The following is a 17739-nucleotide window of genomic DNA, read 5'->3' as shown; positions in this document are numbered from 1 at the left end:
AAATAAAGTTATCCACAAGCGATAAATTACAGTGTATAACTTTTTTCAGCAACAAGAAAACGTTTGATTTTGTGGATAACTATTTCGATACAAAGATGGCCCTGATAATACTTGTGAAGGTTATGCACAAAAGTAAAAGGGGTGTGGATAATATTTTTACACAGCGTGTTTGTATGTGGATAACCAGGTGATAACTAAGGGATAACAAAAATTAAAAAAAAGTCATACATGGCCTTGTGGATATCTTTATGCACTTGTGGATATCTTTATTTTGGATAAAAAAATAAATAAACTCTTATTAAGTCTTAATAAAGGAGAAGAAATTAGGGGTTTAGAAAAAGAATTTGCAAAAGATAGTTTCCTATTAAGTAAAAATATGCTATCATACTTGAGTGAATGAATAAAAATAGGGGAATTGTGCTTGACAAGACTATTTTTTCTTCGTTATAATAATCTAGACTGTCTTGGGATAATTTAAATAGAATAATGAGAGATAGTTTTTACAGGAGGTGTATCACGTATGAAAAGAACTTACCAACCTAAAAAACGTAAACGTCAAAAAGTACATGGTTTCCGTAAACGCATGAGTACTAAAAATGGACGTAATGTATTACAAAGTAGACGCCGTAAAGGTAGAAAAGTATTGTCTGCATAGATCACTGAACGTTTCAGTGGTCTTTTTTTTTAGGATTTGAATAAAAAAGTACTCAGTGGTTGTTTAAATGTAAACAACTACGGAGTATTTTTAATACTTATTCCATTAAATGGGAACGGGTTTATATCAATTTATTATAGAGATGAGAGGTTATTTTAATGAGAAAAACCTATCGTGTCAAAAAAGAAGCTGAATTTCAAAAAGTTTTTCATCATGGCAAATCAACAGCAAATCGTCAATTTGTCATTTACGTATTAGATAAGAAGGACCAACCACATTTTCGTGTAGGAATATCCGTTGGTAAAAAAATTGGAAATGCTGTTGTGCGGAACAAAGTTAAAAGAAGCATTCGACAAAGTTTAACAGAGTTGAAGCCACAATTAAAAGCTGAAAAAGATTTTATCGTAATTGCTCGAAAACCAGCAGCAGAGATGACCGTGCTAGAAACAAAAAAAAGCTTGATGCACGTGTTAAAGCTTGCTAAATTATTAAGATAGATAGATAGATTGATTTATTAGAGTGGGGGACAAGACGTGAATAAACGTAAGCGATTACTTCTTTTGTTAGGAACAGTACTGTTAGCAGTTGTTTTGGTGGGTTGTGGTACTTCACCTATTACAGAACAAAGCACAGGTATTTGGGATAAATATGTTATTTTTAATTTCTCTCGTGTTATTATTTGGTTATCTAATTTATTTGGTGGAAGTTATGGAGTAGGGATAATTGTCTTTACATTGATTATTCGATTAATTCTGTTACCTGTCATGCATGGTCAAACCAAAAGCACTAGGAAAATGTCAGAGTTGCAACCGCAATTAAAAGAATTGCAAACAAAATATGCTTCTAAAGATACAGATACTCAAAGTAAGTTAAAAGAAGAAACTTCTAAATTGTATTCAGAAGCAGGCGTCAACCCTGTAGCCGGTTGTTTGCCATTACTTATTCAAATGCCAGTACTGATTGCCATGTATCAAGCAATCAGCCGTACAGAAGTTTTAAAAACGGGAAACTTTTTATGGATGAATCTAGGAGCACCAGATCCATACTTCATCTTGCCTATATTAGCTGCTATATTAACATTTGCAACGACTAAGCTATCTACTATGAGTCAAGCAGAGGCTAATCCAACAACAACCACTATGCTTTACGTAATGCCCGCTTTGATCTTATTCATGGGTATCACATTACCTAGTGCCTTATCGTTATACTGGGTAGTTGGAAATGCGTTCTCTGTGGCACAAACATTATTATTAAATAATCCTTTTAAAATTAAAAAAGAACGTGATGAAAAAATAAAAACTGAACGAGATCGTCAACGTGCTCTTGAAAAAGCATTGAAACCGAAGAAAAAGAAAAAAAGATAAAGCGTTAAAAATGGGGAGAATGGAGGCAGGCATATGGATAAGTACACAGCTCAAGCTGAAACAATAGAGGAAGCTACTCAAAAAGCGTTGAAGAAACTAGGGATCACTAAAAAAGAAGCTTCTATTGAAATAATAGATCCAGGCAGAAAAGGAATTTTTAAAATAGGTAAGAAAGATGCAGTTGTAACAATTACTAAAATTGCAGTAGGTAGCAATACTAAAGAAGTCTTTCAAGAAACAGCTATTAAAGAGGAAACTTTTAGCCCATCATCTGATTCAATCCAAGTTGAAACTGGACAAGAAGAAGCACCTATCTTGTCAGAAGTGAATCATTTAGAAACGGATCATCTTTCTACCGCAATTAATACGGAACGAAATGATGAGCAAGCGATCAAAATGGTGGCAGATTACCTTCAAGACATTACGCAAAAAATGGGTATTTCTAGTACCATAATGGTAGAAGAAACTAAAGATCAAGTTGTTTTTCATATTGAAACAGAAAAAGCGGGTTTGATTATTGGCAAACATGGTAAAGTACTAAATGCTTTACAATCGTTAGCTCAAGTTTTGCTGCATCGTCATGCTAAAACAAAATTTAGTGCTGTTGTGAATGTTGGAGATTACCGTGAACGCCGTGAAAATGCTTTGAGAGAGTTAGCTGAGCGGACTGCCTTAAAAGTTCGACGTACAAAGCAACCTGTATTCTTAGAACCTATGCCTGCTTCGGAAAGAAAACAAATTCATTTTTATTTAAGTAAAGATGATTCTGTTATTACTCATTCTGAAGGCAATGAACCTCACCGTTATTTAGTCGTTGAATCAAAGTAAATAAATTTTTCTATAGAAAAAATAGTAAAAGAAAGAATTCGGTTAGCACGATCAGCCGAATTCTTTCTTTTTTTTGTAGTGTAGTTGCTGACTAAGGCAAAAGTCTCATAGGATGATTAAAAAAAATCCTGTATAGTATGTAGTAAATAATTAAAGATAAGTAGGTGCATAAAATGGTTAAAATTATGATTATTGAAGATGACTTGGTAATTGCTTCAAGTTTACAAGAAGAGTTAACGAAATGGCAATACGATGCGTTCCATATAACAGACTTTAATGGGGTTATGGATACTTTCACGCATGAAGCACCTCAACTAGTTTTAATCGATATTAAGCTGCCTTATTTTAATGGCTATTACTGGTGTACAGAAATTCGAAAAATCTCACAAGTACCGATTATTTTTATTTCTTCTCAAAGTGAGCGAATGGATATTGTGATGGCTATTCAAATGGGAGCAGATGACTTTATTAGTAAGCCTTTTGATTTAACCGTTGCCCTAGCGAAGATACAAGCGCTATTGCGCAGAACATATGATTTCACTGGCAATGATGCTTATTTAAGTTATCAGCAAGTCTATCTAAAAACGAGTGAATTAAAGATTCAATACCAAGATCAAGAAGTTGAGCTGACAAAAAACGAAATGAAAATTTTAGAAGTCTTATTTTTACAAAAAGGGGCCTTTGTTTCTCGAGAAGCAATCATGATGAAGCTATGGGAGAATGAGTCATTTATTGATGACAACACATTAGCAGTCAACATCAATCGTCTACGAAAAAAAATGGCAGAATTGGACTTGACCTCATTTATTGTCACTAAAAAGGGCTATGGATATGGACTACAAAAGGATGATGATACTATTGAAAACAACTAATAAAGGGATAGATATTATAAAAGCGTTTATAAAGGCTAACTATTCGTTCTTTTTAGCGTATGTACTTAACTTAGGCGTATTTAGTTTTATTTATGTATTAGGACAATTGCCATTGTACTTTTTAGTATTTAGTATCGAACTTTCGCTATTTATAGGCGGGTGTTTCTTCTTGTTTAAATTTTCAAGATATTACAAACGATTTCGATTGTTGGAACGATTAGATAATGATCCAATTGATACATTGAAGCAACTGTCGTCGAATCGAGATCCGAGTGAAGAATTCTTTCATTTTAAGATTGAAAATTTGATAGAAGAAATACAACAAATAAAAAAGAAGAGTCTGCAACGCAATACGTCTCAGATGGACTATTTTACCTTGTGGCTGCATCAGATTAAAACACCCATTTCAGCTATCAGCTTATTGATGCAACGGGACACTAAATCGAAATTTAGCCATCAAATGGAACAAGAGTTATTACAGATTGAAAACTATACACATATGGCGTTGAATTATTTGAAAATTGAGCAAAGTGGTTCTGATTTGGATTTTGTGCAAGTTTCGCTTGATCGAGTGATCAAAGAAACAGTTAAAAAGTTTTCAATTCTCTTTATCTACAATCATATTCAATTAGATTATCAAGAAACCAGCGAAACTGTTTTATCAGATGAGAAGTGGTTGAAGGTATTAGTGGAACAAGTTCTTTCTAATAGTCTAAAATATACTCCAGAAGGCGGTAAAATCCGCATTTATATGAGCTCTGCAGCTGAACAAGTTCTGGTAATTGAAGACACTGGCATGGGCATCCGTTCTGAAGATTTACCGCGTATATTTGAGAAAGGTTATTCAGGATTTAATGGTCGTATCCATGAAAAATCAACTGGATTAGGGCTATTTCTTAGCCGGGAAATCACAAAACGCCTTGGACATACATTAAAAATAGAATCAACTTTAGAAAAAGGAACCAAAGTAATGATCAATTTAACAAGAGAACCTTTAATAAGAGAGTATTAAGAGACAACCTTACAAAAGTGTAAGATTATCCTACCCATCTGTAAGAAAAGATAAAAGCAGACTTTGTTCATTTTTATTAAACTAGTAATAGAGATAAGGAAATGAACAGGAGGAAGTAATTATGACATTATTAGAAGTGAATCATTTAAAAAAGACATATACAGCAAGGTTCTCAACACAAGAAGTACAAGCATTAAAAGACGTGAATTTTTCAGTTGAAAAGGGTGAGTTCGTCTCCATCATGGGAGAATCAGGTTCTGGTAAGACAAGTTTATTAAATATTTTAGCCACACTGGATACAGCTACAGGTGGGGAGGTCTTGCTAGAAGGGAATGATTTAACAGAAATTAAAGACAGTGATATTTCTAATTTCCGTAGAGATTATCTTGGGTTCGTGTTTCAAGACTTTAACTTACTAGACAACTTCTCGATTAAAGACAATATTCTATTGCCGCTAGTGCTTTCTAATACGCCAATAACTGAAATGGAACATCGTCTGATGCCAATTGTTAAAAAGATGAAAATTGATGGGTTGATCAATCATTATCCTTACGAAGTATCTGGAGGACAAAAACAACGTGCAGCTGTAGCTCGTGCTTTGATCACTAATCCTAAGTTACTTCTTGCTGATGAACCAACTGGAGCATTAGATTCAAAATCCAGCCAAAGCCTATTAGAAACTTTCGAAACCATCAACAACGCTGGCCAAACCATTATCATGGTCACTCATAGTACAAGAGCTGCTGCTTATTCGAACCGTGTATTGTTTATTCAAGATGGTGAAGTGTACCACGAAATTTACCGTGGTGAACAAACGCCAGATCAGTTCATGGACAAAATTTCTCAAGCGTTGATCGTACTAGCTAATAGAGGTGAGCAGCATGAATAGAGGATTTTTTTCAAAGTTAGCTCTACGTAACCTCAAATCCAATAAGCAAATTTATTTGCCTTATATTTTTGCTTCTATTGCTACGGTAGCGATGTTTTATATGATGGTTGCTTTAAAGGGAAATGAATTTGTTCAGACAAGAAACGCGTCTTTACCTATGATGTTTACTTTTGGAGCCGTAGTCATTGGGGTATTTTCCTTTCTATTTATTTTGTATACTAACAGTTTCCTGATCAAACGTCGGAAAAAAGAAATTGGCTTGTATGCGATACTAGGTATGAAGAAGAAACATGTTTCTAGAATATTGACGATTGAATCAGTAGTAACCAGCTCATTTAGCATCATTGTAGGTTTGATTCTCGGGCATCTACTGGGAGAACTTGCTTTTCTTGTTTTAAATTATGCTTTGAAATTTGGCGTAAAAATGTCTTTTCCTTTTACATTGAATGCTGTAATGATTACGATTGGAATATTTGTTCTCATCTTTTTGGTGACGTTAATCTATAATATTACTCAAGTGACATTTTCTAATCCAATTCAATTGATCAAAGGGAAGCAAACAGGAGAACGTGAACCAAAAAGTTCTATTTTCCTTTTTATTCTTTCTATATTATTGATTGGATCAGGTTATTATCTGTCTGTAACGATCGATAATCCAATGGATGCAATGATTTACTTTTTCCTTGCGGTTCTTTTGGTTATTGCAGGTACATATTTCTTATTCATTTCGGGATCAATATTTATTCTGAAAGCATTGAAGAAAAATAAGAAATTGTATTACCGTCCAAGTCCATTTATTTCAATCTCTGGTATGCTTTATCGCATGAAACAAAATGCGGTAGGGTTAGCTAATATTACTATTCTAGCCACGATGGTCATCGTGGCAGTATCGACTACGATAGCAGTTTTTATTGGGATACAAGGTACTTTAGATATCCGGTTTCCTTATGAAAATAAAATAACTTATTATGCAGATGCTAATTTAGAAGAAGAATTTAAAGAGATCCAAAAAGAAACAGGAGCAATAGGATTAGAAGTAACGGGTACAGAAATCTATACCTATTATGACGTTTTTCCAATAGTAGAAGATAATGAACTGATTCTTGGCGAAACTGATTATTCTGTAAACGAAATTTTTAATACTACAATAATCGTACAAGAAGACTATGAAAAAATGACAAATCAATCAATTGATCTAGATGCTGATGAAATATTGATTTATGACTTAAAAGATAACTACGACTTTTCTACATTGCTTATAGGAGATGAAACCTATCAGATCAAGTCAAAGATAGAAAATCCTATTAAAATGGATGAAATGTTAAGCCCGAATATGATCCTTGTAGTTGAATCAAAAGAAGTTCTTCAGTCTATTATGGACTATAATATTAAGGCATCAGAAATTGAGTATGATGTTCCTATGGATGCAATGATTTCATGGAATACGACTGGGACACAAGAGCAGAAAAAAAGCTATTCTGAGAAATTGGCAGATAAATTAAACAGTAGAGAAGGTTTATACTTTGAGTCAAAAGAACTCTTAAGCGATGAATTGTATGATGTGAATGGTGGATTTTTATTCTTAGGTATTTTTCTTGGACTACTATTTACTTTTGGAGCAGCTTTGATTACCTACTTTAAACAAGTTTCAGAAGGTTATGATGACCGAGAAAAATTCCAGATCATGCAAAAAGTAGGATTAGACAAACAAACGATCCGTAAAACAACGCGTTTACAAATTATTTGGATGTTCCTATTGCCTCTAGTAGTCGCTGTGATTCATGTCGCATTTGCCTTTCCAATTATCCAAAAACTGTTACTCCTTTTTAATGTAGTAAATACAACACTAGTCTTTTGGTGTTTTGCAGGTGTAATTGTTGGCTATAGTGTGATTTATGGCATTATTTATCAAGTAACTTCAAAAGTCTATTATAGTATCGTTAAGTAACGGACTAAAAAGTAGAAGAGCGATTTAAGATTAGTTCTTAAATCGCTCTTCTTTTATTTTACTAAAAAACGAAGATAAAACGCTTGCATTTTCAAAAGAAAAAGGTTACATTGTACTTGTATATACAAGTTGCAATTATAACTTTTTCTTAGGAGGAAAAAAAATGGCAGATTACACGCAAGATGCAAAACAGCTTTTAGAAGACATCGGAGGTCCCGATAATATTTCTGCAGTCAGTCACTGTGCCACGCGCATGCGTTTCGTATTAAATGATCCAGCAAAAGCAGACAGCAAAAAAATCGAAGATATCCCCGCAGTCAAAGGTACCTTTACTCAAGCCGGTCAATATCAAGTTATTATTGGCAATGATGTTGCCACATTTTATAATGTATTTTCAAAAATTTCCGGAAAAGAAGGCGTATCTAAAGACGAAGTGAAAGCAGCAAGTAAACAGAATCAAAACCCTGTACAACGTGCGATGTCTGTTTTAGCAGAAATTTTCACACCCATTATTCCAGCAATCGTAGTTGGGGGTCTTATTTTAGGGTTCCGTAATATTTTAGAAGCTATTCCCATGGAATCTCTTGGTCAATTGATGGTAGATGGCGTAGCACAAGTCAATAATGCAGGAGAACCTGTATACAATACCATTGTTAATGTCAGTCAGTTTTGGAGTGGAGTTAACTCGTTCTTATGGCTGATTGGTGAAGCCATTTTCCACTTCTTACCAGTAGGGATCACATGGAGTGTTGCTAAGAAAATGGGAACAACTCAAATTTTAGGTATTGTTCTAGGGCTTACATTAGTGTCACCTCAATTGTTGAATGCATATGCAGTTGCCGGAACAGCAGCAGCAGAAATTCCAGTTTGGGACTTTGGTTATTTCACCATTGATATGATTGGGTACCAAGCACAAGTTATTCCTGCTATGTTGGCTGGATTTTTACTTGCCTATTTAGAATTAGGGTTACGTAAAATTATCCCGCAAGCTATTTCAATGATTTTCGTGCCATTCTTTGCTTTAGTTCCAACTGTTTTACTTGCTCATACAGTTTTAGGACCAATTGGTTGGGTTATAGGGAACTGGATCTCAAGTATCGTTTATGCAGGATTAGGAAGCTCATTTAACTGGTTATTTGGAGCCTTGTTCGGCTTCTTGTATGCACCATTAGTCATTACCGGATTGCACCATATGACGAATGCAATTGATCTACAATTGATTGCTGACTTTGATGGAACGAATTTATGGCCAATGATTGCTTTGTCAAACATTGCACAAGGTTCAGCAGTATTGGCTATTATCTTCTTACACCGTGGAAATGAAAAAGAAGAACAAGTGTCTATTCCAGCAATGATTTCTTGTTACCTAGGCGTAACTGAACCCGCTATGTTTGGGATCAATATCAAATACATTTACCCATTTGTGGCGGCTATGATCGGGTCAGGTATTGCCGGATTAGTAGCAACTATCTTTAATGTAACAGCCAATTCAATTGGTGTTGGTGGACTTCCAGGGATTTTATCAATTCAAAATCAATATTGGCTTATCTTCGCTATTTGTATGGTAATTGCAATAGTAGTGCCGTTTGTTTTAACAGTCGTTTTCCGTAAATACAATATTTTAAATAAATCAGATCAAGTCGTTGTTGCAGAACCAGAATTAGGAAAATAATTTTTTAGAAAGTAGGAATAAAATGAGTACCTTTCATGAGAAAGTCGTGTATCAAATTTACCCAAAATCTTTTAAGGATTCCAATGGAGATGGAGTAGGGGATTTAAGAGGAATTATTGAAAAAATACCCTATTTAGCTGAGTTAGGTGTTGATGTATTATGGATCAATCCATTCTTCATTTCTCCACAAAAAGACAATGGCTATGATATCGCTAATTATGTAGAAATCGATCCTTTATTTGGAACAATGGAAGATTTTGAGGAACTCATTGCTGTAACGAAGGAATATAAATTGGAAGTTATGTTAGATATGGTGTTAAATCATACTTCTATCGAGCATGAATGGTTCCAAAAAGCTCTTAAAGGTGAAAAAAAATACCAAGATTACTATATTTTACGTGAGCCAAAGGCAGATGGAAGTCACCCTACGAACTGGGTCTCCAAATTTGGCGGCCCAGCTTGGGCTCCTTTTGCTGATACTGGAAAAGAGTACTTGCATTTGTATGACATATCGCAAGCTGACTTAGATTGGCGTAATCCTGAAGTAAGAGAAGAAGTATTTAATGTAGTCAATTTTTGGTTGGAAAAAGGCGTAAAAGGATTCCGATTTGATGTGATTAACGTAATTGGTAAAGATGAAGAACTTTTAGATGCAGAAGATAATGTAGGGAAATCACTGTATACAGATCGCCCAATCGCGCATGAATTTATCCATGAAATGAACCAAAAAACGTTTGGAAGATATTCGGATATCATGACAGTCGGTGAAATGTCTTCAACAACGATTGAAAACGGAATTGCTTATTCTAATCCTGATAAACAAGAACTATCGATGGTATTTAGTTTCCATCATTTAAAAGTTGATTATTTAGATGGCGAAAAATGGAGCAAAACACCATTTGACTTTATAAAACTAAAAGAGTTGCTTAACGATTGGCAGGAAGGCATGTCTCAAGGAAATGGATGGAATGCATTGTTTTGGAACAACCATGACCAACCTCGTGTGATAAGCCGATTTGGAGATCCAGTGAATCATTTTGAAGCTTCTGCTAAACTCTTTGCTCAGTCAATTCATTTGCTGCGTGGGACTCCTTATGTTTATCAAGGAGAAGAAATTGGGATGATAGATCCAGAATTTCAAGAAATTACAGATTATGTAGACATTGAAACGCATAATGCATATAAAGAATTAAAAGCAAAAAATTTGCCGCATGAAGAAATTATGGAAATCATCAAAAGTAAATCTCGAGATAATAGCCGGACTCCAATGCAATGGACAAATGAAAAAAATGCAGGTTTTACATCTGGGGAACCGTGGATAAAATTAGCTGACAACTACCATCAAATTAATGTAGAAAAAGAACAAGCAGAAGGATCCATCTTTAATTTTTATAAAAAATTGATTCAATTAAGAAAAGAAATGCCGGTTATTTCTGAAGGAAGTTATCGCGGAATCATGATGGATCACCCGAGTGTTTATGGCTATGTTAGAGAATATGAAGGTGAACAGTTGCTTGTACTCAATCATTTTTATGCAGATTTGGTAACATTGGAAATTCCAGAAGAGTTTTTAACTAGACCTAGTCGTTATCTTATTGGGAATGGAAAAGAAAGAGACTTGACCACTAACCTAGAATTAGGTCCTTACGAAACAATTGCTTTTTATTTTGAAAAAAATAAAAAAGGGAACTGATAAATATGAACAAGTTTGAGTGGCGAAAACAATTAAAAGATCTCTATTTACCCCAAAAAAAACCTTCTACAATTGAAGTTCCAGAAATGAATTTTTTTTACAATAGAAGGTAAGGGAAATCCAAATAGTGAACCATTTAAAAAGCACATTGAAATTCTCTATGGGTTGTCGTATGCCATAAAGATGATGCCTAAAAAAGGACTAACACCTGAAGGATATTTTGACTATACCGTGTTTCCTTTAGAAGGACATTGGGATCTAGATAAAAAAGGTCGGAAATTAGACTATTTAAACAAGGATCACTTGGTATACAAGTTAATGATAAGACAACCTGATTTTGTCACAGAAGAATTGTTTCAATATGCACTAGAGAGTGTTAAACAAAAAAAAGCAACTACCCTTTTAGACGCTGTTCAATTTGAAACGATCACAGAAGGTTTATGTGTTCAATCCATGCATATTGGCAGTTATGATAATGAATCAGAAACATTCGATTTGATGGAACAGTATTGTTCACAGAATAATCTGAAGAGGGCAGAAAAAACACATAAGGAAATTTATATTTCAGATGCTAGAAGAACGGCCACTGAAAAATTAAAGACCGTTTTGAGATTTAAAGTAACTGAAATTTGATCAGTAGTCTAGCAGAGCTTGAACAAAAAGAATCATACACAAAAACGCTTAGGTTTATAAACCTAAGCGTTTTTGTGTGCTATTCATACTGGTTTCAAAAAATTGAATAGTTTTGCCTATAGAGTCTGGGTTCTACCTAAAGAGAATTTCGGCGTCTAGCAAAATCGACAAATCGAAAGCGATCCAAACGATGACGAGATTCGGTATGCTGAAATAGGGTTGTATCTTCTAAGTAGACATCGCTTCGCACAACTACAACATGGGTATCTTCTTGTAAATTCATCAATCGCTTATCTTCTTCGGTAATAGGATCTACCGTTATTTCTTTTTGAGCATACCCGATAGACAAACCCAATGTTTGTTCAATATAATGGTACAACGAATCTTCAGCTGCTTCATTCGGGATACTTGGAATAATAGAAGTTAATAAATAATCCTTATCAATGATAACCACTTCTCCATGTACTTTTCTTAATCGTTCAAGATACAAAACAGGAGTACCTACAGAAAGATTTAAGTGATTTGCTAACTCTTCTGAAACAGGTAGTAAGTTATTTGATACCACAATTGTTTGACTATTCATATTTTGTGCATCTTGGAGTTCTTTGTAACTGGTCAACCCTGATACAGGAAAATCGAAGCGTTTAATATCTAAAACAATAGAGCCTTTGCCTTGTATTTTTTGTATATACCCTTTTTCTAGAAGTAAATTTAGAGCTTTTCGAATTGTTTCACGGGAAACATTGTAGGTTTTGACTAATTCATTTTCACTAGGTAAAAGATCGCCTGAAATAAATCGCTGATTTAAAATAGCTGCTTCAAGATCTAAAAAAATTTCATTAAACTTGCTCATATAGATTCCTCACATTTCCTATCCTTAGCTTACATTCTAGCATAATCCATTGAGAAAAACTTGTAAATGCTAACACTTATTTAAGAAGAACAAGTAAAAAAACAGTAAGAAAAATTAGAAATAAAAGTTGTGTTTAAACCTTGCTAGTGTATTATTGGAAGAATATAAAAGCGAAATAGTGTATACGTTACAAGGGGGCAATTTATTTGAGAAATGTAGAAACTGGAACATTGGAAAAAAGAATCAAAGTAGCAGCAAAAAAAATACCAGCTGATCTAGTTGTTAAAAATGGAACGATCGTAAACGTATTTACGGGAGAATTTATGAGTGGAGATATTGCGATAACAGAAGGTATGATTGTTGGAATAGGCTCATATGACGGAGTTGAAACAATTGATGCTCAAAATAAAGTTATTGTACCAGGGTTTATTGACGGACATGTGCATATTGAAAGTTCGTTGCTAACACCAAAAGAATTCTCAAAAGTCGTACTGCAACATGGTGTAACTAGTGTCGTTACGGATCCGCATGAAATTGCTAATGTAGCTGGAGTGGATGGCATTCAATTTATGCTAGAAGAAGCCAAAAAATTGCCAATGGATATTTATGTTATGTTATCTTCTTGTGTCCCAGCAACAGCATTTGAAAATAACGGTGCACTATTGAACGCCGAACAACTTGAACCTTTCTTATCAGAGCCAGAAGTATTAGGCTTAGCGGAAGTAATGGACTTTTTCTCCGTTAAAAATGGCGATAGCGTTATGATGGATAAAATTGCCATGGTCCAAGAAGCAAATGGTTTCATTGATGGGCATGCTGCCGGTTTGACAAGGGAAGAACTAAATATCTATTTAACAGCTGGGATTCGGACAGATCATGAGAGTATTGATGCACAAGAAGCAAAAGACCGTTTAGATTTGGGTATGTACTTAATGATTCGAGAAGGAACAGTAGCTAAAGACTTAACGGCCTTATTACCTGCCATAACAGCAAAAAATGCTAGAAGGTGTTTATTTGTTACAGATGATAAATTGATTGATGACTTATTAGCAGAGGGTAGCATCGACCATATTGTACGATTGGCTATTCAAAAAGGACTAGACCCTATAACGGCTATCCAAATGGGAACGTTAAATACAGCAGAATGCTTTAATTTGAAACATTTAGGTGCTATTGCTCCAGGTTACCAAGCCGATTTTTTGATTTTGGATGATTTAGAAACCGTTGCTATTGATCAAGTATATAAAAAAGGAGTTATCATTTCAGACCAAGGTAAATTAAATGATGATTTATTTAAGTCCAATGTGGAAAAAAAGCTTATAGGTGCGGATTTAGCAAAAATAAACACCCAAGAATTAACAACAGCAGCGTTAGCGATACCTTTAGCAGATTCCTTGTGTAACGTTATCGGAATTATTCCTAATAGTTTAGTAACTAATCATTTAAAGGAAAATGTCACAGTTAAAAACGACTGTTTTGTCTCTTCAACCGAGAATGATCAATTGAAAATTGCTGTTATTGAACGACATAATGGGACCAATCATGTAGGCTTAGGTATCGTAAAGGGATTCCATTTAAAAAAAGGAGCAATTGCTACAACTGTGGCGCACGATTCACACAATATCGTAGCAGTGGGAACTTCTGATCAGGAAATACTAAAAGCAGTCGAACAAGTTATCAAAACCAATGGTGGTTTAGCTGTAGTAGCAGGACAAGAAGTACTCGCTTCATTAGCGTTACCTGTAGCAGGACTAATGACAGAATTGGATTATTTAGTTGTTGACCAAAATTTAAAAGAACTGAATCAGGCAGTTGCCACTATTGGAGAAGAATTAAATTTCAATCCATTTTTGACATTATCCTTTTTAACCCTTCCGGTTATTCCAAAATTAAAATTAACAGATCTAGGATTATTTGATTTTGAACAGTCTGCTCACATACCTATTCAAGTTATAAATAAGTAACAAAAAAATCCACCTAAAAGATTGAACTCTCTTAGGTGGATCTTTTTAATTATTCAACATCTGGGGGATATGAATAAGTTAAGTTTAATTTAGTGGTATTAGTTTAAAATTTGAACTTCCATTGATTGTCTACCAAAAGCTAATGCTTGGTTTAAATCAGTCATGTGAACATCAATACGGTTTCCTTTGATGGCACTACCAGTATCACCAGCAATAAATGTACCTTGTCCTGGAATGTAGACAGTTGAACCTAATGGAATAACACTTGGGTCAACAGCAATCACTTTTGGATTTTCATTCAAGTTGATTCCAGTTGCAGTAGTGTCACTTAATTCAGGTTGATTTGTTGAATAAGCTGTTGCTTCAACAGTAACTGTTTTACCAGCTGGTGCAGTTTCAGCAGCTTGTTCCTCAACGACTGGTGCAACTTCAGCAGCAGGAGCTTGTTGTTCTTCAACAACTGGAGCTTCTTCAGCAGCAGGAGCTTGTTCTTCAACAGCCGGTGCTTCTTCAGCAACAGGAGCTTGTTCTTCAACAACTGGAGCTTCTTCAACAGGCTCTACTTCTACAACTTCTGGAGCACTAACATCATAGCTTTTAGTTTCTTCAGGTGTTTCAATAGTAACAGTTGATTGGTCAGCAGATAAAGAAATAGTGTTGCCACTATAAATAGTGTTTGCATTATTTATATCATTTACGTTTACTAAATCATTAATAGATAAATCAGTTGCCAAGGCTACAGACGATAATGTATCGCCCCATTGGATAGTGTATTCAGTGCTTCCGTCTTCAGTGCTTTTAAGATCTTGTTTGATCTCATCTACTGAACGAGCTTCCCAAGTGCTAGAAGTATATTCAGCAGCAGAAGCCTCTGTTGGGTTTGAAACAGCCATGACACCTGTTAAAGCTAAAGTTGCGCTTGCTATAAAAAATTTCGACTTAAAGTTTTTCATGTTATATTGATCTCCTTTGTTGGTTAAATATAGTTTTTTTCCTACGTACTGTAAGAGAAGTTGACTGTGGATTCTAAGCGACAATGTTCCATACAATCTCTAAGTGCTGATGAAAATGAAGGGTTGTTCCTTCAACAAATGCTATCCTACCACGGTGAAAAAAAATTAAAAGCCCTTTAGGGTATTCGTCATCGTTTCTTATTCGTTCTGTATTATTTCAAGAGTTTCATTACCGAATGAATACAAAATAGGTGGAATCATGTAAAATATGACTTAATCTGTAATTCGAATTTATAAAATTTACATGAAAGAAGTATGATTAAGGTATATCTTAATAGCGGAAAATACTTACAAATAAAGGATTTATTGCAATGGGAGTGCTAAAATGACAGAAGAGGAAAATTACAATAAGATCAATGCAATCAAATGGATTGGAATTATTACAATGACAATCGATCATATCGGTTATTACTTGTATCCTGATCTAATTTGGCTTCGTATCATAGGAAGGATAGCTTTTCCATGCTTTCTGTACACAACGATTCAAGGGACTAAAAATACCAGCAATTTCAAAAGGTATTTTTTTCAATTGATTGGCACAGGTATTTTAACGATTCCAATCAGCTTTTATTCTGGAACAATGTTTAATATATTATTTACATTGGCTTTGGTGGCACTTTCTATTAAAGATAAGCGGTTTTTTGTTCTAACATTAATACTGAGTTATTTTTGTGAGTACGGAATATATGGTTTTTTATTGGGATGGGCTATTTATTGTATGGTATTCATTCATAAGCCACTTGGAGTAGTGCTCTTTCTTGCGTTGCATGTTTTTGTCTGGCCGTCTGTCCAAATTTTTGCCTGTTTAACCATTTTTCTACTATTAATAGACACTTATATAGGGACTAAAAAAATACCTAAACTTTTTGGTTACCTTTACTATCCATTGCATCAATTAATTTTATTAGCTATTAAATTTAGTTTATAAGAAAGGAGTACATATTATGAAAGCACAACAAATGTGGCAGAAATTTATTTCAGTATGCCCAGAGTATCAGAATCAATCGTATCAAGCTTGGAGCTACGGTGTAGCACCAGATGAATTAGCGCGCTTAACCATTGAACAGGTAAAAACTGCTACGGCTTCTGCCTATGAAGAATATGCGATAGAAAACGAAGCATTACCCCAAGTAGGAGCGTTAAATATCATACTTGATGCTAATGACGAGGCAGTCTGTATCACAAAGACGATCAAAGTGTCTGTGGTCCCTTTTTTAGAAGTATCTGAAGAACATGCATTTAAAGAAGGTGAAGGAGATCAATCATTACGGTACTGGAGAGAAGTTCACGAAGCCTTTTTTGAAAAATCTTATAAGCAAAGCGGATTAGCTTTTCATGATAATATTCTTGTCGTGTGTGAAGAATTTGAAGTAATCTATAAATAAGAGGAATTCAAAAATAATGGTATAATGAAAAGTGAAACGGTCGTCAAAAAGAATGAAGATTCTAGCTGATGGCTAACTGAAACAAATTGAAAGGGTGCATCAGTATGATTATTAGAGAACGGGAAAATGATTTTGTTATGATTGAACAAAAGAACCATGCTCAATTCGCTGGAGACGTTATAGCTCAATGGAAAACAACTTTATTTCAAGGTGAAGAGTTAAGGAAATCAGTAGATTATGCCATTCGCATGCATGACTATGGATGGGAATATCTTGATAAAAGCCCTTTTTGGAACGATAAAAAGCAAGTTCCTTATTCACTCTTTGATTTTCCGAAAGCACCGAAGATTATTTTTTATACTTATGGTATCGATGAAGTTGAAAAAATTGATGCTTATGCAGCATTACTTTGCAGCAGACATTATATTCAATTCTTTTTAAAAGATTCATCCAAAGAGTCACAGTTATTTCTTAAGCAAGAAGAAGAACGGAAAAATCGAATCATTGCTGCATTGGATCATTTTGATAAACGTATTTTTGATTTCCATTACGCTTTATTGGCATTAGGAGATACTCTTTCTGTCTATGCATGTGTCAACGAACCTGGAGCCACTAAAGAAACGATTCATCCCTTTTTTAAAAAAGGACTCTCATTATCTGAAAAACTTGGATTGAATGAAACAAATATGCAGCCAAGCTGGATCGATGAAGAAACGATTGCATTAGACATTTTCCCTTTTGAAGGCTCTATTAATAGTAGAATGATTCAAAAAGTGGTTTCTAAAGCAACAATTATGGAAAAGGGACTGTTAGATAGCTACAATGAAGCAGAGTACGAAGAAGTACAAATCAGTGTTAAATCATCAATGTAAATCATGAATAAAGTCAACTGAAGTTATTGACAAATAGTTAGAGAACTTGTATAGTCTTAACGGAACAACAAATTAACATTAACTAT

The 17739-nt window shown here is 34.5% G+C and carries 17 protein-coding genes; 15 read left to right on the top strand and 2 right to left on the bottom strand.

Features of this window, described 5'->3' with window-relative positions; genetic code table 11:
• Window positions 1-520: 520 nt before the first annotated feature.
• The 11 genes from rpmH to CAR_RS12485 all read left to right on the top strand — a co-directional run bounded on the left by rpmH (window position 521) and on the right by CAR_RS12485 (window position 11566).
• Window positions 521-655 carry a 50S ribosomal protein L34 gene (gene rpmH / locus CAR_RS12535; protein ID WP_007725519.1) on the top strand — a complete coding sequence of 45 codons (135 nt, stop codon included), beginning with the start codon at window positions 521-523 and terminating at the stop codon, window positions 653-655.
• 158 nt (window positions 656-813) lie between these two features.
• Window positions 814-1152, top strand: coding sequence for a ribonuclease P protein component (rnpA, locus tag CAR_RS12530; protein ID WP_013712106.1), 339 nt, complete (start codon window positions 814-816; stop codon window positions 1150-1152).
• Between the two features lie 36 nt (window positions 1153-1188).
• On the top strand, window positions 1189-2019 hold the full coding sequence (gene yidC, locus CAR_RS12525) for a membrane protein insertase YidC (RefSeq protein WP_041556736.1): 831 nt from the start codon (window positions 1189-1191) through the stop codon (window positions 2017-2019).
• A gap of 33 nt (window positions 2020-2052) precedes the next feature.
• Window positions 2053-2847, top strand: a complete 795-nt coding sequence (gene jag, locus CAR_RS12520) for an RNA-binding cell elongation regulator Jag/EloR (RefSeq protein ID WP_013712104.1) — start codon at window positions 2053-2055, stop codon at window positions 2845-2847.
• Between the two features lie 173 nt (window positions 2848-3020).
• Window positions 3021-3719 (top strand): response regulator transcription factor, encoded by a 699-nt coding sequence (locus CAR_RS12515; RefSeq protein WP_041556735.1) that lies wholly within the window; start codon window positions 3021-3023, stop codon window positions 3717-3719.
• On the top strand, window positions 3706-4731 hold the full coding sequence (locus CAR_RS12510; RefSeq protein ID WP_083806900.1) for a sensor histidine kinase: 1026 nt from the start codon (window positions 3706-3708) through the stop codon (window positions 4729-4731). The genes CAR_RS12515 and CAR_RS12510 overlap by 14 nt, the downstream gene beginning before the upstream one ends.
• Window positions 4732-4852: 121 nt before the next feature.
• Window positions 4853-5620 (top strand): ABC transporter ATP-binding protein, encoded by a 768-nt coding sequence (locus tag CAR_RS12505; RefSeq protein WP_013712101.1) that lies wholly within the window; start codon window positions 4853-4855, stop codon window positions 5618-5620.
• Window positions 5613-7568, top strand: coding sequence for an ABC transporter permease (locus CAR_RS12500; protein WP_041556731.1), 1956 nt, complete (start codon window positions 5613-5615; stop codon window positions 7566-7568). The genes CAR_RS12505 and CAR_RS12500 overlap by 8 nt, the downstream gene beginning before the upstream one ends.
• A gap of 163 nt (window positions 7569-7731) precedes the next feature.
• The gene (treP, locus tag CAR_RS12495; RefSeq protein WP_013712099.1) at window positions 7732-9240 is read left to right on the top strand and encodes a PTS system trehalose-specific EIIBC component; all 1509 of its coding nucleotides are present in this window, start codon (window positions 7732-7734) and stop codon (window positions 9238-9240) included.
• Window positions 9241-9262: 22 nt separating this feature from the next.
• Entirely contained in the window at window positions 9263-10933 is a 1671-nt protein-coding gene (treC, locus tag CAR_RS12490; RefSeq protein ID WP_013712098.1) for an alpha,alpha-phosphotrehalase, read from the top strand.
• A gap of 90 nt (window positions 10934-11023) precedes the next feature.
• The gene (locus CAR_RS12485; RefSeq protein WP_337999052.1) at window positions 11024-11566 is read left to right on the top strand and encodes a GyrI-like domain-containing protein; all 543 of its coding nucleotides are present in this window, start codon (window positions 11024-11026) and stop codon (window positions 11564-11566) included.
• 136 nt (window positions 11567-11702) lie between these two features.
• Here the strand turns inward: CAR_RS12485 and treR are convergent, their stop codons facing one another.
• The gene (gene treR, locus CAR_RS12480; RefSeq protein ID WP_013712096.1) at window positions 11703-12419 is read right to left on the bottom strand and encodes a trehalose operon repressor; all 717 of its coding nucleotides are present in this window, start codon (window positions 12417-12419) and stop codon (window positions 11703-11705) included.
• A gap of 206 nt (window positions 12420-12625) precedes the next feature.
• On the opposite strand from treR, the gene ade reads away from it, so the two are divergent.
• Window positions 12626-14383: an adenine deaminase gene (gene ade, locus CAR_RS12475; protein WP_013712095.1), complete on the top strand. Its 1758-nt coding sequence runs from the start codon at window positions 12626-12628 to the stop codon at window positions 14381-14383.
• 98 nt (window positions 14384-14481) lie between these two features.
• Here the strand turns inward: ade and CAR_RS12470 are convergent, their stop codons facing one another.
• Entirely contained in the window at window positions 14482-15336 is an 855-nt protein-coding gene (locus CAR_RS12470; RefSeq protein WP_013712094.1) for a 3D domain-containing protein, read from the bottom strand.
• Between the two features lie 385 nt (window positions 15337-15721).
• Between CAR_RS12470 and CAR_RS12465 the strand changes: the two genes are divergently transcribed.
• The 3 genes from CAR_RS12465 to CAR_RS12455 all read left to right on the top strand — a co-directional run bounded on the left by CAR_RS12465 (window position 15722) and on the right by CAR_RS12455 (window position 17653).
• Complete coding sequence (locus CAR_RS12465; protein ID WP_013712093.1) at window positions 15722-16324, top strand: TraX family protein; 603 nt, start codon at window positions 15722-15724, stop codon at window positions 16322-16324.
• 16 nt (window positions 16325-16340) lie between these two features.
• A complete protein-coding gene (locus CAR_RS12460; protein WP_013712092.1) occupies window positions 16341-16781 on the top strand; it encodes an ASCH domain-containing protein in 441 nt (146 codons plus the stop codon).
• 104 nt (window positions 16782-16885) lie between these two features.
• The gene (locus CAR_RS12455; protein WP_013712091.1) at window positions 16886-17653 is read left to right on the top strand and encodes a DUF3891 family protein; all 768 of its coding nucleotides are present in this window, start codon (window positions 16886-16888) and stop codon (window positions 17651-17653) included.
• The last annotated feature ends 86 nt before the right edge of the window (window positions 17654-17739 follow it).

The sequence above is a fragment of the Carnobacterium sp. 17-4 genome (assembly GCF_000195575.1).
Lineage (GTDB): Bacteria > Bacillota > Bacilli > Lactobacillales > Carnobacteriaceae > Carnobacterium_B.
Note: the sequence above shows the minus strand (reverse complement) of the source record. Positions and strands in the feature narration are given on the sequence as shown.